A 24050-nucleotide genomic window follows, 5' to 3' on the forward strand; every position below is an offset into this window, starting at 1 on the left:
ATCCTATAAATATTATAATATTCACTAAAGAACTGCTTTCTTATTTGAAAGGAATCGTTTGTTATTTTAATTAGTATTAGGTTATTTAGAAAAGGATGCTTAGAGTTATCCATTCCTTCTGATATTGGAAGTATTATTTGACTAGTTTCCAAAAGTTTGGCCCATAGTTATTGTTCTTAATAAAAATTTCTAATTCGTTAAAAGGCAAGGTTTCTCCTACTTTTAATTTATAGATTTTATTATTTATAGGGGAACCGAAAGAAATATCTAATTGTTTGTCATTAAGATTAAATAGTATAGAATGAACAGTTCCGAAATTTTCTTCAAAATTGTGTACTGTTACACCCTTAGGGTATTCCTTTAACATTAATTGTTGTAATTCATTCTTTGTAATAAAATTATTACTTTCTAAGTTGTCTTTCAAAAAATTATAACGCATTTCAGATTGTTCTAATTTTCCGCTTTCTAACTTAATTATTTCTGGCATTACAGCATGATTGGTTGCAATAAAAAATCCTGATTTTTTATTGCCTCTTTCTACAACCTTTTTTCCATCATAAGTTTCTATTAAAGCTGCGTTACCATTGGCATCTGCCAGAAGCAAATTCATATTTGTTCCAATAGGCATATCCTCTAAATAAGAAATTCCTTCCTCAACGTCTTTACAATTTTCAAGTAAAGCTCTGACTATTACCATAAATTGTAGTCCTTTTATGATAGGCTTTTTCATTCCTAGATGTTTTCCAACTGGCATACCGCAAGAGGCAAAAGCTACACAGAACCCCTTTTCATTTAAGCCTTCACTTCGACCAAAATAAGAAACGGAGAATCCGGTATGACTGTATTTACCCTTTACTTTTGTTGTACAGAGTCTCATATCAGATATTGCTGGTGACAAGTCGTAGTTTCTAAGGACATAGGTTTTACTATCATTTGTTTTAGACGGTAAAACAGCACCCAAACTACATCCACCTGGTTGTAGCAAAGCTTCATCAAAGAAATTAAGATAACTAGGCTTTACATTTAGTGAATCTGCAAACCCTTGTAATTCCTCGATTAAACCGGGACAATACTGGTTCATTAATTTTTCCATATCCTTAAATTTCGCCTCATCTATTGGTTCGGATAATAAAACTACATTCATTGCATTAGGAATCTTTTTTATTTCTTCTCCTTGCCTTCTACCAATCTCGTGGCTGTTGCCTTCAAGAAAAGAAAAATAACCTTGAATTGAATCTTTCATATTTGTCTCTCTCCAGTCCAATTTATTGATTAATATCGTGGTAATACATAAGGTGTCCTATTGAAACGACATCTATCAACCGTCTATCCGATATATATTTTGCTCTGTTTGGTTGTCCCTCAGCTCTGTTTATATCTAATGTATTTAAGTTTGCTACAACAGAGAAGAGCGTAGCAAAATTATGTTCTTTTAAATTTAAACAAACATGTCCCTTTGTTTCTGACATAATTGATTGCGCAATGGAAAGAGTCATTTTATTGACGTTTTCTTTAGGACGTATATCTAATGTTTCAAAACGTTCTTTTGATTTGCTCCAATTCCAGCTTTCAGATACTGATGTACTTTCATGGTGATTGGTACAATGAATATAATTATTGGTGGGAAGACGCACTTGATAGTCATTAGGGGTAACTTCTACAACAGCCATATTCCCTAATGAATCTGCTAACAAGTAGTTATTAGCTACCGAACTTGGGAATCTTTTTAACACTTCTATTCCTTCTTCCACGGTACAACAGTTTTCTAAAATATATTTAACAGCAAAATAAAAATTCAATCCTGGCTTAATTTCCTCGTGAGGAACCGATGTAATTCCTACAAATAAACCATGTTGATTTATACCATCAACTTTTCCAATAAAACAATCTGAATGACCTACATATTTATTTTTGCCTTCAAAACAAACTAATGAGGACTCTGTTATTTTCTTTAAATTTAAGAGCATATCATAATTACGTCCAACAATCATTTCTCCTCCATTGAATGCTGCAAAGATGCTGCATTGACCAGCCAATTCAAATACACCTATACTTAATAGAAATGCACTTACTTCTTCAAAAGAAGAATGGCAGCCATCAGCAAATCCTTGTATTTCCTTAACAATAGAAGGGTTAAATTCAGTAAGAATAGGTTTGCATAACTCCCCAAATTTTAATTTTTTCTCTGTTATTTTTGGAAATCGAAACCCATTTTTATAAAGAATTTCTGCATAATGCTTTCCTGCCTGATAAACATTTCCTTTTAATCTCGGATGATACATAGTAACTCCCTCCGCTTATACTTTTGTATATATATAGAATAAACCCTCCAGTAAGTGGAGAGTTTACCCTGTTTCGATATAAATGACTGTTACTTAACTATAGTTCTTGATAACTGGAATACATATTTTCGTAATAAACTCTGATGGATGTCTGTTTAAATCTGGTCGTATGTCTCTTAAATTAATATTAGAAGGAACAATACCTTTTTCATAAATCTCTATTGCTTTTCCGCTCTGGATTAGATTCTGTTCTAGTATCCAATTTTTCAATATTTCATATCCTACATCCAACTCTGAATAGGGACCTTTAACAGTCAGACATGCGTATATCCCTTTGTCTAAAATCCTACAATTGTCTATTTTATTCGTATCTTTTACTGGAAGAAGAAGTTCTACGTCTGCCTCCTTTTGATTCAAATCTCTATCATGGAAGATAGCCATTAGTTTTCCATTTATTACAAGATTAAAAGCATAAACTCGATCAAATAATTTTTTAACCAACTTATCTATAAATTTTATCTTTATTTTCTCACGAACAGAATAAACTGTTATTCCCTCTCGATTTTCAATATAACAGCTAGATATAACCGGCCCAGGAATTATAGATGCTTTCTTTTCTATTTGTATTTTTAACCGATTCATCTCTTCTATTTGTTTGGAGATTTGTCCTTTTTGATCCTCAAGCTCATATATTTTATGCTCTAATATGCTTTTCCATTGTACTTGATCAGGGTTTTCAATAAATTCCTTAATCGTAGTTAAGGGAAATTGACAGCTTTTTAGAAGCATAATTTTTTTCATAATTTGAATTTTTTCGTAGTCATAATACCGATAGTTTGTTACAGGATCTATGTAAGAAGGTTTTAGTAATCCAATGTCGCTATAGTAGCGTAATGTTTTAACAGGAATATTACATATTTCAGAAAATTTGCCTATAGAGTACATTATATTCTCCCTTTACGATTATAAAATATTTATTATAAATCAGGATCTAAATATCTTGTTCAATTTCCTTTAGTCTACGATAAAACGCAGCCTGACTGATCCCTGTAATTGTACATATCTCTTTTATCGTTTTATCGGTAGTTTGACGTAATTCAATGGCATGGTTCATGCCAGGATGTTTATCTGTGTATTTCTTCACTCTTCCTCTATATACTCCTTTTTGTTTTGCTAGCTTTATTCCCGCATGTTGTTTTTCTTTAATCATTTCACGATCTAATTCACTAAAGGCAGCCATGACAGTTAAGAAGAACTTACCCGTTGGAGTTCTTGTATCAATTCCTAAATTTAAAATTGCAAAGTGAACATCCTTTTCCCGAAATTGTTCTACTAACTGTAACAGTTGAATGGTATTTCTACCTAAACGATCCATTCTAGTTACGACTAAGGTATCCCCAGTAGTTAATTTTGAAAGTAACGTGTCTAACTCCGGCTTTTGTTTTGTTACTCCACTAATTTTCTCTTTTATGATTTCATCTACTCCATATTTTATAAGTTTTTCAATTTGTGTATCTAAATTTTGATCTTGTGCACTTACACGTGCGTATCCATAGACCATTTTCATCCCTCTTTTTGTACATGTTTTTGATAAGTGTTATTGAGAGTCTATGAGACTAATAATATCAAGGAAATGATTTCTTCTCAATAGGGTACACTCTATTGATATATAATCGAACTAATTAACTGAATAATTACAGAAATGAGATGATACTGTATGAAAATGGCGAGAGGTAGAGAATTGCTTACACCGGAACAACGACAAGCCTTTATGCAAATTTCTGAAGATGAGTGGGTGCTAGGAACCTACTACACTTTTTCCAAACGAGATTTAGAAATTATAAATAAGCGAAGGAGAGAAGAAAACCGTTTAGGGTTCGCCGTTCAATTAGCCATTCTTCGGTATCCCGGTTGGCCATACACTCATATCAAAAGCATTCCAGATTCAGTCATACATTATATATCGAAACAAATCGGTTCTACTCCATCTTCGCTTAGTCTTTATCCTCAAAGAGAAAATACACTTTGGGATCATTTGAAAGAAATTCGAAATGAATACGACTTTGTAACTTTTACTCTAAAAGAATATCGAATGACATTTAAACACCTTCATCAATTAGCTTTGGAAAATGGTGATGCCATTCATCTACTACATGAATGCATAGATTTTCTAAGAAAAAACAAAATCATACTGCCTGCTATCACTACACTTGAAAGAATGGTATGGGAGGCAAGAGCAATGGCTGAAGAGAAGCTATTTAATACGGTTAGTCAATCTCTGTCAAATACGCAAAAAGAAAAGCTTGAAGAGATAATTACTTCGCAGCATCCATCCGAATCCAATAAAACTATATTGGGGTGGTTAAAGGAACCACCGGGTCATCCTTCACCCGAAACATTTCTAAAATTAATAGAACGACTTGAATATATACGGGGAATGGAATTAGAAACGGTACAAATTAGTCATTTGCATCGCAATCGCTTGTTACAGCTATCTCGCTTAGGTTCAAGATATGAGCCTTATGCATTCCGTGACTTTCAAGAAAATAAACGTTATTCGATATTAACCGTCTATTTATTACATCTTACTCAGGAGTTAACGGATAAAGCTTTTGAAATTCATGATAGACAAATACTCAGTCTGTTATCAAAAGGCCGCAAGGCTCAAGAGGAGATTCAGAAACAAAACGGTAAAAAGCTAAATGAGAAAGTTATACACTTTACGAACATCGGACAAGCTTTAATCAAAGCAAAGGAGGAAAAATTAGACGCTTTTGAGGTTTTAGAATCCGTTATTGAATGGAATTCTTTCGTCTCTTCGGTGGTAGAAGCTCAGGAGCTTGCACGTCCTGCCGACTATGATTATTTAGACTTACTACAAAAACGATTTTATACACTTAGAAAATATACGCCAACGCTCTTAAGGGTATTGGAATTTGATTCTACAAAGGCAAATGAACCACTTTTACAAGCTGTGGAGATTATCCGAAGTATGAATGAATCTGGGAAGCGAAAAGTGCCTGATGAATCACCTGTGGACTTTATCTCGAAGCGTTGGAAAAAACACTTATATGGGGATGACGGTACAATTAATCGTCATTATTATGAAATGGCTGTTTTAACAGAACTAAGGGAACATGTTCGTGCTGGTGATGTATCCACTGTGGGCAGTAGACAATATAGAGATTTTGAGGAATATTTGTTTTCGGAAGATACATGGAATCAAACGAAAGAGGATACGAGGTTATCAGTTAGTTTATCATACGAAGACTATTTGACAGAGAGAACCAGCAACCTTAACGAAAGACTAAAGTGGTTGTCTGCCAATTTCAATAAATTAGATGGGGTTTCTCTTGAAAAAGGAAAACTGTCAATTTCACGCTTAGAAAAGGATGCTCCAGAAGAAGCAAAGAAATTTAGTGCAAGTCTTTATCAAATGCTACCAAGAATAAAATTAACCGATTTACTTATGGATGTTGCATATATAACAGGATTTCATGAGCAATTCACCCATGCTTCCAATAATCGAAAACCAGATAAAGAAGAAACAATTATTATCATGGCTGCCCTTTTAGGAATGGGAATGAATATTGGATTGAGTAAGATGGCTGAAGCCACACCAGGACTTACATATAAGCAACTAGCCAATGTGTCTCAATGGCGCATGTATGAAGACGCAATGAATAAAGTCCAAGCCGTATTAGTAAATTTTCATCACAAATTACAATTGTCTTCCTATTGGGGAGACGGTACAACTTCTTCGTCAGACGGAATGAGAATGCAGCTAGGTGTTTCATCACTACATGCAGATGCAAACCCACATTACGGAACTGGAAAAGGAGCCACCATCTATCGATTTACGAGTGATCAATTCTCTTCATACTACACAAAAATTATTCATACTAATTCGAGGGATGCAATTCATGTTTTGGATGGCTTATTACACCATGAGACGGATCTAAACATCGAGGAACATTATACAGACACAGCTGGTTACACAGACCAAATTTTCGGATTAACCCATTTATTAGGATTTAAATTTGCTCCACGGATAAGAGATCTATCGGACTCAAAATTATTTACAATAGATAAAGCAAGTGAGTATCCAAAACTAGAAGCTATTTTACGTGGACAAATAAATACAAAGGTCATTGAAGAAAATTATGAAGATGTTTTGCGATTAGCCCATTCAATAAGAGAAGGAACAGTCTCAGCATCCCTTATTATGGGGAAATTAGGTTCTTATTCAAGACAAAACAGCTTAGCTACAGCCCTACGTGAAATGGGGCGAATAGAAAAAACGATCTTTATTCTTAATTACATTTCGGATGAATCTCTAAGAAGAAAAATACAAAGAGGATTGAATAAAGGAGAAGCCATGAATGGACTGGCAAGAGCTATTTTTTTTGGAAAACAAGGAGAACTTAGGGAACGAACCATACAGCATCAATTGCAAAGAGCCAGTGCTTTAAACATAATTATCAATGCCATCAGTATTTGGAATACCTTACATCTAACAAAAGCAGTTGAATATCAAAAACGGTCAGATAGTTTTAATGAAGAATTATTGCACCATATGTCACCTCTAGGTTGGGAACATATTAATTTACTTGGAGAATACCATTTTAATTCAGAAAAAATGATCTCGTTAGATTCTTTAAGACCATTGAAACTTTCTTAACGTTGTTAAAAATGGGGGAATCGGCTTGAAAATGGGCTTAGCGTTGTAAATCCGCATTTTCCTGACGGTACCCCTTTTTGGAGTAGTTGTTTTTTTATTTAACTTATTCATATAGTAAATTACTTAAAAAGATTTATATTAGTGAATAATATCAAATATTTTGTTACTATTATCTTAATAATATGGAACGATTTGGTTCGAGAGAGGGAATTTATAATGAAATGGTTGCATTTATCAGATTTACATTTGATTTATAAAAATTACGATACAGATGTTATGAGAATTAGTTTTTTTGATTATTTAAATCAGCATTTTAATGGGAAAGTTGATTGTTTATTTATTACTGGAGATATAACACATCAAGGGCAAGAATATACGGAAGAAGTATATGAATTTTTAAATGAAATTGTAACTTCATTAAATATTGCTAAAGAGAAGATTTATATGATTCCTGGTAATCACGACATCAATAGAACTAATTTAATGAGAAATGTTATAAAAGGTATCTTAAGTGAAGATGATTGTAAGAAAGCGATAAATGAAATTGACGAAGAGTCATTTGAAGTTTTATATAAAGGACAGCAAAGCTATAGAACTTTATATGAAAGATTTTTAGAACGCGGATATCCTAAAGATATTATCCACTTTGTAATAAAAACTGAAGAATATAATGTTATACATATAAATACATGTTTAATTGCGGGTGGGGATAATGTAGAAGGCAGAATTTTAGTGGGTCTTCAAAACTTATTAAATGAAATGAGGAAAATAAGTAGCGAGAAGGATAAGATTACCTTTGCGTTAGGCCATCATACAGTAAACTGTTTTAATGATGCGGAAAAGAGTAGCTTTTTAAACAGGCTATCTGATAATGAAGTAGACTTTTACTTATGTGGTCACGTACATAAAAGTAATATTTATCAAGAGTCAAACAACTATAAGACTGTACATATGTTTACTGCCGGGGCAAATGTAGTGGATGGTTATTCGGATACTATTTTTATAGAAGGTAATTTAGATACAAATAGTGGAAGTGTGGAAGTGGTTTATCATACTTGGAATCCATCTCAAGAATTTTGGCATGTAAATAACTCTTTGGACAGGAGATTAGTAGAAGGGAAGTATACTTTTGAACTTGAAAAAATAAAAAAAAAAACATTGAGTTCGGAAGGAATTGTTAATACACAATCTATTAAGCCCATTATGCCAATCAATAGGTTAGAATTTAAAAACTTCCTTATAGATTTTCATAAAGTGCTTAGTAAAGATGAACCTATTTCTTTTAGAGAAAAATTCGAATTAAATGATGTAAGAGATAAATTTGAAAATATGAGATGTTCTCTTTCTTTAAAGAAGCAATATGATAATTATTCTGTATATTTCCCAATAATAAATGAGATATTTAAATCTTCAAGTTTTGTTGGATTTGAGAAAAAACATTTAGTTCCTAGTCTTATTAGTAAATACTATTTTAAGGTATTGCATAAATATAATAATGGTGATGAGATTTTTGTTGCTATGGCAGAAGCGATTGCTGAAAAATATGGAGATCAAATGGATTTATCAGAAGAATCTTTAGAAATTTATATATCTATTCTTATCTATTGGGAAATTCATGAATGTGATATTTATAATGAAAACAAAAAGGAAGTATCATGATGGACTTTTTCTTAATGTCAAAACATTCGACTGTTCATGAAAACGTTTTATTGAATGCTAAAATTCTATTTGAATTGATTGAAGAGCAAAAACATATTGATGAGCTTTTTAATGATTACGTTATAAAAGAAAATATTTTATTGAATCTAAATATAGAAAGAATATTATATTTGTCATTAGTCTTTTTATATTCGATGGGATTAATTATTGTAGAAAATAATATGGTTAAGAAGGTATAAGATGATTATTAAAGAGTTAATAATATATAGCTTTAACGAAAGGAAAATAATAGAGAATTATCCGTTTAATTTATGTGGATTAAATGTTATTTTAGGTGAACGCAGGGAAAAAGGACAAGAAACCAATGGTGTTGGAAAGTCTACCATGATAGATACAATAAATTATTTATTAGGTAGAGAATGTCCTAAGGAATTGAGTAAGAGTAAAGTATTACATGAAAAAGAATTATTTATAGTTTTGAATGTAGAAGTAAATAAGAAAAATATATTTCTAGGAAGATATCTTCTGGAGCCAGAAGATGGATATATATTAGAAAGTGAAAATGTATCTTTTGATTTAAGTAATTGGATGAAAGAGGGTAATGAAAAATATAGAGAATATATAAATGTTTTCATTGTCGATTTGACTAAAGATACACCAAGGTTTACATCATTAAGAGAATATATTATTCGAGATGAAAAAACAGGCTTTATGGGTATAGGACTACCTAGGAGAAATGCTGCTGAAGAAGCGAAGTATTTATCTTATCTATTTAATATACCAACAGGTTTTGAGGAAGAAATTAAAGTAATAAAAAATAAGTTGAAGACTGTAAATGATAAATTGAAGCTCATTAATTCTTTAAAAAATGAAATTGTAGAATTAAAAGCTAAGCAAAAAGATATCTTAAAGAAAATGAAAGATATCGATAACGACATAAAGAATGTAGAGATTGTTGGTTCGTTAAAAGATAGCGCAAAGAAATACAATGTTTATAGGAAGAAATATAATCAAATTCAAAACCAAATCTTCGAGCTAGAGTATATAAATAAGCAATACAAATTAAATATTGAGGATTTAGAAGAAAAGCTTAATGAAATTAAAAAATTAAATGATATTGAATCTTTTTATAATCAATTAATAGGTTATTTTCCAAACGAAATATCAAAAAATCAGTCAGAAATAGAAGCTTTCTATGAGTATATGGTTGAAAATAGAGGTAATTATTTCAAATTTAAAATTGTAGAAACTGAGCAGTCTATTAAAAGATTAAAAGGGGAATTAAAAACACTAGAACAACATATTAAACATTATTCAAGTGTTTTTAAGCAAACAGCAATTTTAAAAGACATTACAAAGATGAATGAAGAAAAAAATCTTTTGTTCCAGCAATTAGATGAGGTGCGTGGGAAAATTAGCTTGTATGAAGAAAAAGCTCAAACTAGTGCTGAAATAACAGCGTTAAAGCAAAATATCTTACGAGAAATTCAAATGAAACAAGACATATTTGATGGAAAAAAGGATGAATTAAAAGAGATTAGTGAAATATTTAATGTATTAGTAAATGAAGCGTATGGTGAAGAAGGTTTATTAGAATTTGAACTAAATAGTGGTACTAACTTAAACGATAGTACAGGTAGAATTAAAATCACTTGTGAAATTGAAGATGAAGGATCCCATGGTAGACACTACATGAAAGTTAATATGTTTGATTTAACATGGTTGATATATAGAATAAAAAAAGAATTGAACAATATAACTTTTTTAATACATGATGGATCATATTCTAAACCTGATAAATATGCTAAAGCAAAGTTAATTAAATATGTTGATAGTGTGTTAGTTAAGGCTGAGCAAGGTCAATATTTTGTTACAGCTAATATTGATGAGTTAGATGAGGAAGATTTAAAGAACTTTGATAAAGCTGGAAAAATAGTAGCTAAGTTTCGACGAGGAAATAATGACACAGAACGATTTTTAGGATTTAGAATTCGTAACAAAAGAGAGTAACAATAAAGTAGATATTTTACTAGCTTATAATCAGTATTATTAGTCAAAGATTATATATCATCTTCTTATGGTGAAGGCATAGTTTTAGAGGCGAGATTCGATGATAGTGAAAGTGTTGCCTCTTCACTTATGGAATTTGGTTTAAAAGATTCTTAATCAAATCACAGAGAACACACCAAATAGGGTATTCTTTAAGGTGACCAAACATTTTACATAAACCCACCAACACCTATGATTTCAACATACACTCCGCACATGTTGAAGCGGTCACGAAACTGATACTGAAAGAAGGCGACTGACCCTTATGGGAGTGGCCTTCTCATGTTTCTTGTAATGGATTAACAAGGCTGTACTTGATATGAATGGTTCCATCCGATTGACAGGTTACTTTCTCAACTAATGAATTAAGAGTTTTAAGATGTTAAATTTGGTTCTGGTGCAAAAATAAAATAAAAGAGAATAAGGCCCATATATTCCTAACGGAATCGTATTTTATGTTATAAGTCCAAAAACTTGGTGAATGAATTTTTTTAGATTTTGGACAGACTGATTCCTTAAATCAATCTGTCCCTTTTTCATCATTAGTTTTTCTTTTACACCATACCCAACCATTTAGTTCCCTAATTTCTGAAATAATTTCTTTTTCTTCAACATTAAGTTCTTTAGCTATATAATCTTCTAATACAAAAGCTGATTTTCCTTCGTTCTTTATAATTTGTTCTGGAACCCAATCCTCATTTTCTTTTGTATGACAATATACCCAATTATCCCAGTTTTCAGGACCTTCATATTTGTTTCCTACTTTTATAATCTCTCCCTTTTTTAATGAAATAGGATTCGGATTATTACTTTCATGCTTTTGAATTACCTTATAATCCACATACATCTCTCCCTTTCATTTAATACCTTATCATAAGTAAAAAATTACATCCCCTATATACATCAAGTTAACATAACACCACCTATCAGTAGTCAATCTATCTTGAAACCTAGAAAAGTCCCTTTAGATCTTCTAAAGGGACTTTTTATTCATATAATTCTACCTATCGATAATTAAACAAGTTAGATTGACTAAATCTAATTTTTCTTGTTTTATTTAATAAATTGTTTAGGCATTTCTTTAATGTGATTGTCATCATCACGCCAATCATAGGTTTCTTTCTTTGAAATGTCTAAAGTTTGATTTCCAATTCTAACACTATCCTTATTTACCCATTCAATATATGGATCTGCATCTGGATAATTCCAATATATATTTTCCGCTGAATCCGTATTAAGATTAACTAATTCACCCCTAACAGCATCGGCACTTAATGATCCTGCATTATGAAAATAAGTTTTTATGAGGTATTTTCCATCTGGGGATTTCACTGTTTGAATTAATTCGCCTTTTGGAACACCTTGCAAACTAAAAAATTTCCAATATCCGACCCCAATTATAATTACTAACATAGAAAATATAATTATTAATGCTTTTCCTTTTGTTTTTTTTATTTTACCATTTGTATTTACATCATCCATTCTTTCAACTCCACCCTATAGAATATAAACCGTATTTTACCATTTGGTAAAAGGTGCAATATATCAAAAAATACATATTCCACCTTTTAATTATTATAAAAAACGGCATTGTTCACATAATTCCCATTATGGGTAATCAATATATCTTGAAACCTACCAAAGTCACTTGAGAGGTTTTTTCCAGTTTGAATAATAATAAATGAACTGAATTAATAAAGTCATTATTGCAATGCCAGTTAAGATTACAAAATTAATTATTCCAAAATCTAATGAATATATAGCTATTAGTGAAATGACTACAAGAGGAGTTGAAGCTAATACATTGTAAAAACGTTTTTTATAAAAAAGTTCGTCCTTTGCGCTTATATAATTATTGAACATGAATATTCCTTCTTTCTTATGTAAATTTATTATATACCTAAATTTTACAACATATCAGTCATTTTTTGCGGAAAATTCAAAATACAATAATGAACCGAATAACTTTTAATTTCTTCGGGCTTATTTTACGATCCAAAAGGTACACCTTTTGAAGTGCATTAAAACCTACTTGATTAAGTACTTCTAAAGGTTCGAAAAGATACTTTTGAAGCACTAAATAATTAACGACACCTTTTGAAGCGTTTTTGGTATAATTTCATTAGAAACATTTTTGAAAGGATGTCTATTTATTTTGAATACAAGGAAATTTGGATATATAAGGGTTAGTAGCAAAGATCAAAATGAAGATCGGCAGCTCGAAGCAATGAAACAACTCATCACTGATGAACGAGATATTTTTATCGACAAACAAAGTGGAAGAGATTTTAATCGTGATCAGTACCAACTCGTAAAACGCATGTTAAGAAAAGATGATATTTTATATATTCATTCCCTAGATCGTTTCGGTAGAAATAAAGAAGCTATCCTTCAGGAGTGGAAAGATATTACCCAAAATATACAAGCTCACATTGTCGTATTAGATATGCCGCTTTTAGATACGACTCAATATAAAGATAGTTTAGGAAATCTTATTACTGATTTGGTACTTCAAATCTTGTCCTGGCTTGCTGAAGAAGAACGGACGAAAATAAAAACTCGCCAACGTGAAGGCATTGAAGCTGCAAAGAAAAAAGGTAAGCATTTGGGTAGACCCAAAACTGAAATAACTCAGGAATTTATTGATGTATATAACGATTGGAAACAAGGAAAGATCACAGCGCTATACGCTATGAAAAAGTGCAATATGACAAGCCCTACATTTTATAGAGTAGTCAAAAGGTATGAGGATAAGGAGTGAAAAATATAGGATGAATACAAAAGAAATCCAAAATACAATACAAGGCTTCTCTTCTTATTTATCAAACAAAGGAAGAAAACCTTCCACAATTAAACGATATATTTACGATGTGGAAAGCTTCATTCAATGGCTGCACCAATCAAAAAGGTTTACTGAAAATAATCTGTTTGAATCACTCCATAAAAAAGATTTCGAAGCTTTTTTTAATTATTTAAAAGAAGATCGTCAATACTCTGATAAAACTATACACCGCATATATATTGTCTTAAATAGATTGTACGAATACTTAGATTTACCAAGCCCGATTGAAGGGATCATTCATATAAATCCACCCGATCGGGCATTACGTAGTCAGGATTTCGTTTCTCTCCAAGAGGAGAATCGTCTAAAAGAGGTTATCTCTTCATTAGAAGGACTGACTGAAAAACAAAGATTAACACGCCCAATGATCTTAGAACGGAACATTTCTATCGTTACGTTGCTCCTGGACTATGGATTATCTTTAAAAGAGCTTGTTTCTTTACGAATGAAACACGTTCATTTCGAAAGTAATACGTTATCTATTCCTGAAGACTCAAAAATAAATCGTACAATCCATTTGAAAGAAGAAGACAAATTACATTTATACAATTACTATAAAACTATTCCTGAACCTGTTCGTCCTAAATACCACAGCAGCGATCCATTATTTGTTGCTTTTGAATTTATTCGTGGGACATATCATTGGAGCTATGACGATGATGCTCCAAAATTTTTGACTGAAATCTCTGTTCAAAAAATGATTCGTTTAGAAATAAAACGTGCGAATCTTCGAAAGGGGATTTCTGCTCAACATTTCCGAAACACCTTTATTTTAAGAATGATTGAACAAAAAATCACTTCCGAACAAATCATGAAGCAAATCGGCTTTAAATCTCTCTTATCTTTAAAAAGATATTACGATTACTATAGGCAATACCAACTAAACACAGATTAATCAACATCACTTAATGTGTAATTTTTACACACCTACAGTTTTTTAATTATTTTAAGGGGGAACGAAAAAATTACAATGAGTAAAAACGAAAAATCATATTACGTTCATGAGTATACGCTACTAGATAAAACTACTAAATCCATTAAAATTGAACCCTGGCGTTCATTTAAGGAAGAAATGCGTGTTCTGGTAATAAAAGACAGCGACATATTCCAAATTCAAATGATAGAAATAAATCCGAATAAAAAGTAATATAGACCAAGAATAAAAGTTTTAAAATTAGTGATAATTCAACTTATGGATAAAAGAATAGTAATGTGCTTTTAACTTCAAAAATAGTCTAAATCCTTAAGTTGATGAATGTGTGGTAATACCCCATATAGTTCAGATAAAACAAGTTCAAATGATCTAAAGGTTTCTCACTTTGGAAATCAACCTGAGTCATTGCATTTTTATCTAGACGTAGTGGGATACAAAAGTTTGAACTGCAACAATTGCATGGGGATATTTATTGTATTATCTGAACTATGCGGGAAATAAATGGCATAGATACATTGGGGAATATCGCTTCCTCCAACTGAAAAGGCAAGCTAATCAAAAGAAAGAGAAATGATTATATGAAAACATCACTTCTCTTTCTTTGTATTTACGAGTGGTTCCAAAAAGAAGGAATGGTTGCCGTACCCCATAAATGATTACTTTTTCATCCACGCATCTACTAATTTTTTATTCTTTTTTATCCATTTTTCAGCGGCCTGTTCAGGGTCATTCGATTCATTAATCATGGTCATCAACGTTCCGAGTTGCTCATCGGTCATGTTCCAGTTATCAAAATACTTTATAAGCTCTGGATAATCTTTTTCAAATCCTTTACGAACAGAGTAATAAATATCATCTTTTTCTCCATACACCTTTTTAGGATCTTTTAAATATTTAAGATCAAACTCTGAAAAAGCCCAATGTGGATTCCATAATGTTACTGCAATGGGTTTCTTTTGATTATATGCTTTTTTTAATTCACTCATCATAGCGGCTTCTGAAGATTGAACAAGATTTAGCTCTATCCCATATTTGTTTATCGCTTTATCTGTTAAGCCCATTAAACTGCTGCCAGGTTCAATACCAATGATTTTATTGTTGAATTTATCCTTATTTATATTCAAATCCTCAATACTATTGATATCTGTCATGTATGAAGGAACAACTAAACCAAGACCAGTGCCTTTATACCACGCTGATTTTATTTCAACATCATCCTTATATTTTTCATATAATGGCTTATCAGTAATTGGTAACCAGACCTCTAAGTTGGCATCCACATCTCCTCGTGCTACTCCGGTCCAAACGGCTGCCTTTTCTAAATATAACAATTCAACTTTATAACCCTTTTGCTCAAGTAATACTTTCCACATATTTGCGGTAGCTATGTTTTCTTTCCAACTCGTTACACCAATTTTGATTTTGCCCTTTGCATTACTGTTCAAACCACTACAAGAAGTAGTAATTATACTAATTAATAATAGTATGCACAGAAGCCATATTTTTTTCTTCATCAAGCTCCTCCTAGTCTCTATGATTAGATATTTCTTCTTTAACTAACGCGGAAAATCATTTCAGTAAAGCTAAATATTTTATTTTTATAAATAAATATTTTATAATTATAACTATGAATAATATAAACTAACTATTAATAGCTTAACAAAAAAACAAAAAAAAGTCTTTGATGAACTATTGGAATGTACTATTTGGTTTAGAAATCGTTACAGTATTTGTATAGAATCAAAGAAAAGGAGTGAAAGAATGAAAGAAACGAAATTACGTGTTGAAAACGTTACAAAAGTATTTGGAAAAAATCCTTCTAAAGGAATCGCTTTACTAGAAGAGGGAAAAAGCAAAGCTGCTATATTAAAAGAAACTGGTATGAATATTGGCGTGAAGCAGGCAAAATTCGATGTTTATGCTGGTGAAATATTTGTCATTATGGGATTATCCGGTAGTGGGAAATCTACACTTGTTCGTATGTTAAATCAGTTAATCAAACCGACTTCTGGCCATATATATATTGATGGTGAAGATATCGCAACAATGGGAAAAGAATCTCTTCGAAAAGTAAGAAGAAACAAAATGAGTATGGTATTTCAAAAATTCGCCTTATTCCCTCATCGAACGGTTCTACAAAATGTTGCATATGGTTTAGAAATACAAAAAGTATCAAAAGAAGAACGAGAAACAAAAGCGTTAGAATCTCTAAAATTAGTAGGTCTAGAAAACAATAAAGATAGTTATCCGGAACAACTTAGCGGTGGTATGCAGCAGCGTGTTGGTATCGCAAGAGCACTAACAAATAATCCAGATGTCCTACTGATGGATGAATCATTTAGTGCGTTAGATCCGATTATTCGAAAAGAAATGCAAAATGAATTATTAGAACTGCAAGATAAAATGAAAAAAACGATTATTTTTATTACACACGATTTAGATGAAGCACTCCGAATTGGTGATCGTATTGCTTTAATGAAAGACGGAGAAATTGTTCAAATTGGAACACCAGAAGAAATTATGGTGAGCCCTGCAAATGAATTTGTAGAGCAATTTGTTGCTGATGTAAATTTAGGAAAAGTTTTAACCTCTGAATCCATTATGAAAAGACCGGAAACCTTATTAATTGATCGCGGTCCACGTGTTGCACTCCAAATCATGAAAAATGCTAGTGTTTCTAGCGTATATGTAGTGAATAAGAAACATGAGTTTTTAGGTGTCTTAACTGCTGATAATGCTAGTAAAGCTGTTAAAAGACAGGTTCCGATAGCGGATTTATTAGTAACAGACATTCCTCCTGTTTATTTAGATACTCTATTAGAAGAAATGTATATAAAAATGGTTAAGGCAAAGTTACCTCTTCCTGTTCTAGATGATAAACATAGATTACGAGGGATAATAAAGCGTGAAAGTATTATTCAAGCTTTAGCAGGAAATGTAGAGGAAGAGGTGAATGATAATGAATAGTATTCCACGTATTCCTTTAGGAGAATGGGTTGATACACTTGTTACAAGTTTGTATCAGCATTTCGAAGGGTTTTTCAAAGGATTTTCTTTTATTATCGGAGGATTTGTTGATTTATTAACAAATCTATTAATATTTATCCCAGCCATTATTTTTATTACAATCACATGCCTATTAGTTTGGTACACCTCCCGTAAAATTTCACTTATAGTATTTTCTTTAATTGGATTTCTGTTTATCCTTAACGTTAACTATTGGGAACAGACCATGCAAACACTAGCGCTTGTCTTGACGTCTGTTATTATCTCTATCATTATAGGTATACCAATTGGGATTTTGGCATCTCAGAACGAAAGGTTTTCCAAATTTTTAAAACCAACTCTTGATTTTATGCAAACAATGCCTGCATTTGTTTATCTTATTCCGGCAATTACATTCTTTGGTGTTGGAGTAGTACCAGGTATTATTGCATCTGTTATTTTTGCAATGCCACCTACTATTCGCTTTACTGAGTTAGGGATTAGGCAAGTACCAGAAGATTTAATTGAAGCAGCTAATGCCTTTGGTTCAACATCGTCACAGAAACTATTCAAAGTACAGCTTCCACTTGCAACGGGAACAATCATGGCTGGTGTAAATCAGAGTATTATGCTTTCTCTATCAATGGTTGTCACTGCATCTCTTGTCGGTGCACCAGGTCTTGGCGTAGACGTTTATCGGTCGGTTACACAAGTTAATATAGGTATGGGCTTTGAAGCAGGCCTTGCTATTGTAGTAATTGCAATTATATTAGATCGAATTACACAAGGTTTTCATAAAAAATAATTAAATGTACATACTAAAAGTTATCATTTGAAACCGGGAGAAATTTATTGCTTAAAGCTGGTGCAAGTAAGGTAATATTAGTTGGTATTATCCCTTTTAAGTAGAAAGTGTAAAAAGACTACATTCTTAATGTGGAATGTTACACTATACTTGAAGGGATATTTTAATGAAAAAAAACATTTCAAAAATATGCAGATACATTTAAATTGAAAGCTGTACATTTGTATAAAAATGATGGACGGAGTTATGATACGATTGCTAAAGAACTAAGAATGCCAATTGCTACTCCATTGAAAATGTGGGTAAAACAAATTCCCAATGGTAACGCAATTTCTCCATATTCACTTATCCAATGATAAAGAGTATTCGAATGGATAGATAATTCTTTTGAAACCTCTTTCACAAACATATTCTCTTCCAATAGTAATTGGACTGCAGCCAATTTAAATTGACGATTATAGACTTTTCTACTCATAAACTGAATCACCTTTTTCTTTTAACTTAGTGTGCAATTTATTGTAGCATCTCCAATCCTTTTTAATTCCAGTGATATCTATAATGATTAAGGTATGTCATATATTTCTTTATCTCTTGTTTCAACTCAGTAAAACACTCGTAAGGTTTTATATATGCTTTATCTTTCAGATGGCCAAAAAACGATTCTTGTGGTGCTTTATCCCATCAGTTTCCTCTTTTTGACTAATTTCTGGTAGGTAGGACTTGTGTAGTGGGAATCTTAATCAGATTACCATATTCATGAACAGATACATCCGATTATTAATATATTAATGAATACGAGATAGACGAAGAGTAATTTCAATTTCTATTAATGTTTCATGAAGTACTGGATATCTAACCACATTAGTATGGCGAGGATTTAATTTTTAAAAGTTAAGAATAGTCAGTCTTAATTCTATTAATTTACTATATATTACATTTATGTAAGTGTTGTTATAAGGGCATTTTTTAAAACTTTCCCCTAATAAAGTTTTGTGTGATATGAACCATAAGTTTGCGGCAAACTTATGCTTCTAGGATTTGAAGAATATTTTTAATGTCGCTTTTAAATAAAGTCACGGTGTTTATAAAAAAGACGCGATGTTTTGTCCCTTTGGATCTGTTTATCTAAGGGGATGTTTTTATAGTGAAAAGAAAATCTGAACTGAAAGGCGGATTAAGGAACTGTTGAGCGGCAATAAAGTTACTCCACTAAAAGGCCATCTAATGGAATTAAGGAAAGGTTTATTCAAAGGGAAATCGAAGTTAAGTTATGGCATTTTATTCGATAATCTAGAGTAACTATCTTATGTAAGGAAGGCACTAATATGAGTCTTGGAAATATAAGTACTTGAAAGTTGTACAAAGAAGGTTTAAAGGCATTAGGATAGTTGTGAATATATAATTATGAAACAAAGTGAGTTAGAACTTGTAGAGGAGATGAGAAGATGGCAATTAGTGCAGAGAGGAAGGCCTTAAGATTGATGAGGTTGCGTAGAATCTGCGGTTATAGTGCGGCAATAGCAGTAACACCTTACCTGCTGATCAAAATTGTATGGACTTTTGGTTTCTTCCTTCCAACCGAGCAAATGGGTGACGCCAGCTGGCGCATTATAAACGCAGTAACCGCCGTTCTCGCTGCGATTGGCATCCTTCTTGCAATGGCGTTTTGCAGGCCATGGGGGGAGCGGCTACCTGCGTGGTTGGTCGCTCTACCCATTTGGGTTGGTACCGGTTTGCTCGTTCCCATTTTGTTGATTGCACCGATTCTGGGCCCTGCAGCTATGATCCGGGATCAAGAAGCAGGTGCCGCCGACTTCTGGGTATACGAGCAGATCTTCGTCATGATCTCACTTTTCGGGATTGGCATCTTCCTGCCGCTTGCATTAGCGGGGTATGCAATGGCACGTTGGCCAGAGGCGCTGAGTGGCACAACCGACTACAAGGAGTTGCCGGGCAATACTTTACAACTACAGATCATCTTAGCTAGGATTGTCGCTGCCGGTTGCATTCTGCTCGGTGTCATCAAGGTGTTTTGGGCAGTTGGTGGCTCTTTTGGCATCGACCAGGCAACTATGGAGGGACGCGATGTATGGTGGTACCTGCTGTCATTGAGTACAGGTGTGTGGTCCTTTGCTGGTGCGTGGGGCATACTGGTGGTATCATCCCGCCGTGGATCAAGGTGGTTTCTACCTCCTATGGCAGCGACATGGATTTCATCGGGAGCGTTGTTCTCCAACAACCTCTATTCCGCCTTATCTTCAGTTCGACTCGATGCGCCACCCTCCCCAGAGTACCCATTGGCATGGTTGTTGACCACACAGGCCGGCATCGTCTTAGGTGTAATAATGGGGATGATTATCCTGCTGGTGCTGCACGAACGCCGTCGAGCCCTTCGAGATGAGTCCAACTGAAGTTGATTACACAGAACCACGGACTATTAAAATTGTGCAAGAGCTCATTTCGCGTGGAGAAGAGTTAGTGTACTTTACAATCGAAGATTTTCGAGAGCAAAAATAATTAGTGGTTTATTCGATTAAAGGGCGCGATTGTGGAGCAAACACAGGTAGAAAAATGATTAAACTTTTTATAAAAAATTATTCACTAGCAACAAATAACCCAAGCATTTTGATCAAACTTTTTTCAAAATGTTTGGGTTTCTTCTGTTGAAAAATCAATTTTTGTAGCATGCTTTTGATCAAACTTTATTACAAACCAACAGCATTCACGGCAAGCTTATGGGTTAATAATTTATCCACGGCAAAGATATGCTTCCTTTTCCCTCGAACAATCAACTAAATCTCCTCAAAAACATGTAATTTCCGGCAAGGATATGCTTCCTTTAGCGGCAACTTTATGGGTAAAGTCACAGAAAGAGTTGTCTCAGTATTCTCCATGTTGTAAATATGCCAAGAAAAGAGAATCCATTTGGGTTCTCTTTTTCTTTTAAATTTGAGTCCTTAACCTCAAATTTAAAAGACGCATTAATAATTGTTATAATTTAACAGAAAAATCACCTTAACATACAGCAAATACAAAAAAGACCGGATATGGTCTTACCCCTGTCAAGTAGACAGTATGAAAAAGACTAAGCAGCCATCGAGATTCGATATTCTATCGGAGCTCGATGGTTGAGTCGTTTTTGGAACCGTTTATAGTTATAAAAGTAAATATATTCTTCAATTGCTTGTATTAAATCTTCTTCTGTTTTAAAATGATTCAAATACAACATCTCCGATTTAAAATGGGAGAAAAATGACTCGATACAAGCGTTATCATGGCAGTTTCCTTTGCGAGAGTGGCTACCAATGATACCTAAATCGGAAAGTCGTTTGTTGTAGGCATGAGATGTGTACTGGAATCCCTGATCTGAATGGAGAATGGTTCCACGCACATCTCTTTTTTGTGCCAACATTTCAATCGTATCTAATACAAGTTCATTATTATTGCGCGTAGATATTTTCCAAGAAACAACTTCGTTATTATAAACATCTTGTACAACAGAAAGATACCGAAATCCCTCTTGGAATCGTAGGTAAGTAATATCTGTAACAAGTGCCTCATTTTGTTGGCGATCTTTAAATTCACGGTTTAAAACATTCGGAAAAATATTGGAATAGTTCCCTTTAAAGAAGCGACGCTTCTTTCGAATAATAGATTGAATATTGAGCTCACTCATTAAGCGATATACTTTTTTGTGATTTATAAAATATCCCTCTTCCTGTAAAGCGATTTTCATACGTGGATAACCATATTCTTTGTGCTTTACGTGAATAGATCGTATTACCTTTTTTAATCGTTTCTCGGATTTTAGTCGTATGTTTTTCATACCTTTGGTATGAATCCATTTATAGTAACTTGAACGATGTACACCCGCAAATTTCGTAAGCCATATAACTGGATACTTTGTCTTTAATGATTCAATGATATGATATCTCTCTTTATATTTTAGTACACCTCCATTTATAGATTTGGATACTGCTTTTTTAAATATTCAACCTGTGCCTTATAGTAGTCACGTTCCTCTTCAATTGTCTTAAAATAAACACGTTTTCCTTTTAGAGGGTTTGGTATACCTTTCATTCCCCCATTTTTCCCGCGAGTATCTGTAATCTCACCACATTCTTTATATTTTTTGACCCAATTTTTAAGTTGGGTAGAACTTCTAATCTGATATCTTTCCTTTATCATATTGTAACTTCCTTCTCCGTTTAAATAACTTTGAACAGCTGATAACTTTAATTCTTCTGAATAGGTATTAAATGTCGATCCTTTTTTAGTCATGAAAAATCCCCTCCAAGTAATAGTGTAACATCCATGTGTGTACATGGTCTTTTTTACACTGTCTACCTAAAGGGGATAATATCATATCCGGTCTTTACTTATTATTGATTAATTGGATTTTCACAATATTTCTTTGCAATTGCACTTGCCATATCAATTGCCCTTTGTAGAGTAGCGTGTTTAGAACTAAAATCATAAGGCTCAAATCCAAATTCTTCATAAATTTCAAAGGAGATGCTTGTTACAAGTCTATACTTTGAAGGGATAGCTTCATTATCAATTGTTAAATGGAAATCATAACGATCATCAAAACATAATAGTTCAACTTTGAATGTATTATGTGTGCTTGCGTGGCGAAATTGATAATACTCAACTGGATATAAATAATCACCTTCATTTTTGTAGTTAAAGTCTTTAAAAAAAATCTTAATCAACGCCCCTCGTGTGTTTTTTGGGATATTTCCTATTTTTATCATAAACTCTTACCTATTACAAAGTACATAATTATTAGATTTATTATTTATAAGTGTTTCAAAAACGATGGTTTTTGATAAATATAAAATGAACAAAATTTAATCTTTATAAATCGCTTATCTACGTTATCAAAACTATTGTCAAAATCAAATTAACTTTAATTACCCTTTATGATAAAATCATCTTGTAAAGGTTAGGTGATTTCATGAATTCATACATTTATGGCTATGCAAGGGTAAGTACCCAACAACAAGATTTAATTCGTCAAATTGATATGCTTCAAAATTTTAACTGAAAAAATGTCAGGAACAAAAAGTGATCGACCAGAGCTTAACCGTTTAAAAGATAAAATTAGATTTGGTGATACGTTAGTTGTTGAAAGTTTTTCCAGATTAGGACGAAGCACAAAAGATTTAATTGAAATAGTTGAGTATTTTGAGAATAAGGGCGTTAAACTGATTAGTATTAAAGAACAGTTTGATACTAATACACCTCAAGGAAAACTAATGTTAACTGTATTTCAGGCATTTAGCCAGTTTGAAAGAGATTTAATTGCCCAACGTACTCAAGAAGGACTGGAAAGTGCAAGAGCAAGAGGAAGAGTAGGGGGACGCCCCCGTGTTAAGAATAGCTTTATTGAGAGGGCATTGAAGTTATATGATTCTAAAGAGTATAGCATCCAAGAAATTGTAAACTTGACAGGTATTAGTCAAGCTACACTCTACCGATATATACGAAAAAATAAGCAAACCGAAAAAGGCGAACAAACTAAAGAACAAACAGCCATTATTCGCATGTTGTTACGTGTGGAAAATAATAATAAATTTGTACAAAGAAAGGGGAAAGTTCGAAAGAATATCGAATCCTTTCTCATATCACAATACAATATGGAACAACGTTCAGGAGAATATATATTTTATGTTCCTTACAAAACAATTTCAGATTTAGAAAAAAAGGTAGATAGCATAATTCGTGAAATTCATTTTGAAGCGGATTTACAAAACTGTTTTACGGAGTTAGATGTGTACTGTGATGAATTAGGGCTACAATGGTAAAAG

General features: G+C 32.6%; 20 protein-coding genes and 3 pseudogenes. 10 read left to right on the top strand and 13 right to left on the bottom strand.

The genetic code is table 11. The features are described from left to right. Positions 1–133: 133 nt before the first annotated feature. From QCI77_RS28925 to QCI77_RS28940, 4 genes are all read right to left on the bottom strand, one after another. Complete coding sequence (locus QCI77_RS28925) at positions 134–1243, bottom strand: C45 family autoproteolytic acyltransferase/hydrolase (RefSeq protein WP_353825943.1); 1110 nt, start codon at positions 1241–1243, stop codon at positions 134–136. Positions 1244–1265: 22 nt separating this feature from the next. Further along, positions 1266–2282: a C45 family autoproteolytic acyltransferase/hydrolase gene (locus QCI77_RS28930; RefSeq protein WP_353825944.1), complete on the bottom strand. Its 1017-nt coding sequence runs from the start codon at positions 2280–2282 to the stop codon at positions 1266–1268. Positions 2283–2375: 93 nt separating this feature from the next. After that, complete coding sequence (locus QCI77_RS28935) at positions 2376–3227, bottom strand: MerR family transcriptional regulator (protein WP_088667688.1); 852 nt, start codon at positions 3225–3227, stop codon at positions 2376–2378. A gap of 46 nt (positions 3228–3273) precedes the next feature. After that, positions 3274–3843, bottom strand: a complete 570-nt coding sequence (locus tag QCI77_RS28940) for a recombinase family protein (RefSeq protein ID WP_353825945.1) — start codon at positions 3841–3843, stop codon at positions 3274–3276. 156 nt (positions 3844–3999) lie between these two features. On the opposite strand from QCI77_RS28940, the gene QCI77_RS28945 reads away from it, so the two are divergent. The 4 genes from QCI77_RS28945 (at position 4000) to QCI77_RS28960 (ending at position 10632) form a co-directional block, all read left to right on the top strand. Next, entirely contained in the window at positions 4000–6963 is a 2964-nt protein-coding gene (locus QCI77_RS28945; RefSeq protein WP_353825946.1) for a Tn3 family transposase, read from the top strand. 216 nt (positions 6964–7179) lie between these two features. Beyond that, complete coding sequence (locus QCI77_RS28950; RefSeq protein ID WP_353825947.1) at positions 7180–8622, top strand: metallophosphoesterase family protein; 1443 nt, start codon at positions 7180–7182, stop codon at positions 8620–8622. A gap of 14 nt (positions 8623–8636) precedes the next feature. Then, a complete protein-coding gene (locus QCI77_RS28955; RefSeq protein ID WP_353825948.1) occupies positions 8637–8861 on the top strand; it encodes a hypothetical protein in 225 nt (74 codons plus the stop codon). A gap of 1 nt (position 8862) precedes the next feature. After that, the gene (locus tag QCI77_RS28960) at positions 8863–10632 is read left to right on the top strand and encodes a DUF2326 domain-containing protein (RefSeq protein WP_353825949.1); all 1770 of its coding nucleotides are present in this window, start codon (positions 8863–8865) and stop codon (positions 10630–10632) included. Positions 10633–11124: 492 nt separating this feature from the next. On the opposite strand, the pseudogene QCI77_RS28965 reads toward QCI77_RS28960, so the two are convergent. The 4 genes and pseudogenes from QCI77_RS28965 to QCI77_RS28980 form a co-directional block, all read right to left on the bottom strand. Then, positions 11125–11214: pseudogene (locus QCI77_RS28965) on the bottom strand (IS6 family transposase); the annotation flags it as partial. Next, the gene (locus tag QCI77_RS28970; RefSeq protein WP_353825950.1) at positions 11192–11512 is read right to left on the bottom strand and encodes an SH3 domain-containing protein; all 321 of its coding nucleotides are present in this window, start codon (positions 11510–11512) and stop codon (positions 11192–11194) included. The gene QCI77_RS28970 and the pseudogene QCI77_RS28965, both read right to left, overlap by 23 nt. 212 nt (positions 11513–11724) lie before the next feature. Then, the gene (locus tag QCI77_RS28975; RefSeq protein ID WP_353825951.1) at positions 11725–12153 is read right to left on the bottom strand and encodes a DUF5412 domain-containing protein; all 429 of its coding nucleotides are present in this window, start codon (positions 12151–12153) and stop codon (positions 11725–11727) included. A gap of 162 nt (positions 12154–12315) precedes the next feature. Next, entirely contained in the window at positions 12316–12534 is a 219-nt protein-coding gene (locus tag QCI77_RS28980; RefSeq protein ID WP_353825952.1) for a hypothetical protein, read from the bottom strand. A 292-nt stretch (positions 12535–12826) separates the two neighbouring features. Between QCI77_RS28980 and QCI77_RS28985 the strand changes: the two genes are divergently transcribed. Both QCI77_RS28985 and QCI77_RS28990 read left to right on the top strand, forming a co-directional pair. Then, complete coding sequence (locus tag QCI77_RS28985) at positions 12827–13432, top strand: recombinase family protein (RefSeq protein ID WP_113735404.1); 606 nt, start codon at positions 12827–12829, stop codon at positions 13430–13432. 10 nt (positions 13433–13442) lie between these two features. Next, positions 13443–14408 carry a tyrosine-type recombinase/integrase gene (locus tag QCI77_RS28990; RefSeq protein ID WP_353825953.1) on the top strand — a complete coding sequence of 322 codons (966 nt, stop codon included), beginning with the start codon at positions 13443–13445 and terminating at the stop codon, positions 14406–14408. A 695-nt stretch (positions 14409–15103) separates the two neighbouring features. Here the strand turns inward: QCI77_RS28990 and QCI77_RS28995 are convergent. After that, a complete protein-coding gene (locus QCI77_RS28995) occupies positions 15104–15961 on the bottom strand; it encodes a glycine betaine ABC transporter substrate-binding protein (RefSeq protein ID WP_061674713.1) in 858 nt (285 codons plus the stop codon). Between the two features lie 247 nt (positions 15962–16208). Between QCI77_RS28995 and QCI77_RS29000 the strand changes: the two genes are divergently transcribed. Both QCI77_RS29000 and QCI77_RS29005 read left to right on the top strand, forming a co-directional pair. Then, positions 16209–17414 (top strand): quaternary amine ABC transporter ATP-binding protein, encoded by a 1206-nt coding sequence (locus QCI77_RS29000; protein ID WP_002144231.1) that lies wholly within the window; start codon positions 16209–16211, stop codon positions 17412–17414. Then, positions 17407–18237: an ABC transporter permease gene (locus tag QCI77_RS29005; RefSeq protein ID WP_002144230.1), complete on the top strand. Its 831-nt coding sequence runs from the start codon at positions 17407–17409 to the stop codon at positions 18235–18237. Before QCI77_RS29000 ends, QCI77_RS29005 begins: the two co-directional genes overlap by 8 nt. Positions 18238–18481: 244 nt before the next feature. Here QCI77_RS29005 and QCI77_RS29010 read toward each other — a convergent pair whose 3' ends face one another. Then, a complete protein-coding gene (locus QCI77_RS29010; RefSeq protein WP_353825954.1) occupies positions 18482–18712 on the bottom strand; it encodes a transposase in 231 nt (76 codons plus the stop codon). A gap of 62 nt (positions 18713–18774) precedes the next feature. Next, a pseudogene (locus QCI77_RS29015) lies at positions 18775–18970 on the bottom strand (IS3 family transposase); the annotation flags it as partial. 712 nt (positions 18971–19682) lie between these two features. Between QCI77_RS29015 and QCI77_RS29020 the strand changes: the two are divergent. Further along, positions 19683–20648, top strand: a complete 966-nt coding sequence (locus tag QCI77_RS29020) for a hypothetical protein (protein WP_002144228.1) — start codon at positions 19683–19685, stop codon at positions 20646–20648. 674 nt (positions 20649–21322) lie between these two features. Here the strand turns inward: QCI77_RS29020 and QCI77_RS29025 are convergent. Next, a protein-coding gene (locus tag QCI77_RS29025; RefSeq protein WP_483298979.1) for an IS3 family transposase occupies positions 21323–22518 on the bottom strand; the annotation gives its coding sequence in 2 pieces (ribosomal slippage) (positions 21323–22224 and positions 22224–22518; 1197 coding nt in all). A gap of 101 nt (positions 22519–22619) precedes the next feature. Continuing rightward, the gene (locus tag QCI77_RS29030; protein ID WP_353825955.1) at positions 22620–22994 is read right to left on the bottom strand and encodes a hypothetical protein; all 375 of its coding nucleotides are present in this window, start codon (positions 22992–22994) and stop codon (positions 22620–22622) included. A gap of 203 nt (positions 22995–23197) precedes the next feature. Here QCI77_RS29030 and QCI77_RS29035 point away from each other — a divergent pair. After that, a pseudogene (locus QCI77_RS29035) lies at positions 23198–24047 on the top strand (recombinase family protein). Positions 24048–24050 lie beyond the last annotated feature (3 nt).

This window comes from Bacillus cereus group sp. MG9, assembly GCF_040459995.1.
Classification (GTDB): domain Bacteria; phylum Bacillota; class Bacilli; order Bacillales; family Bacillaceae_G; genus Bacillus_A; species Bacillus_A mycoides.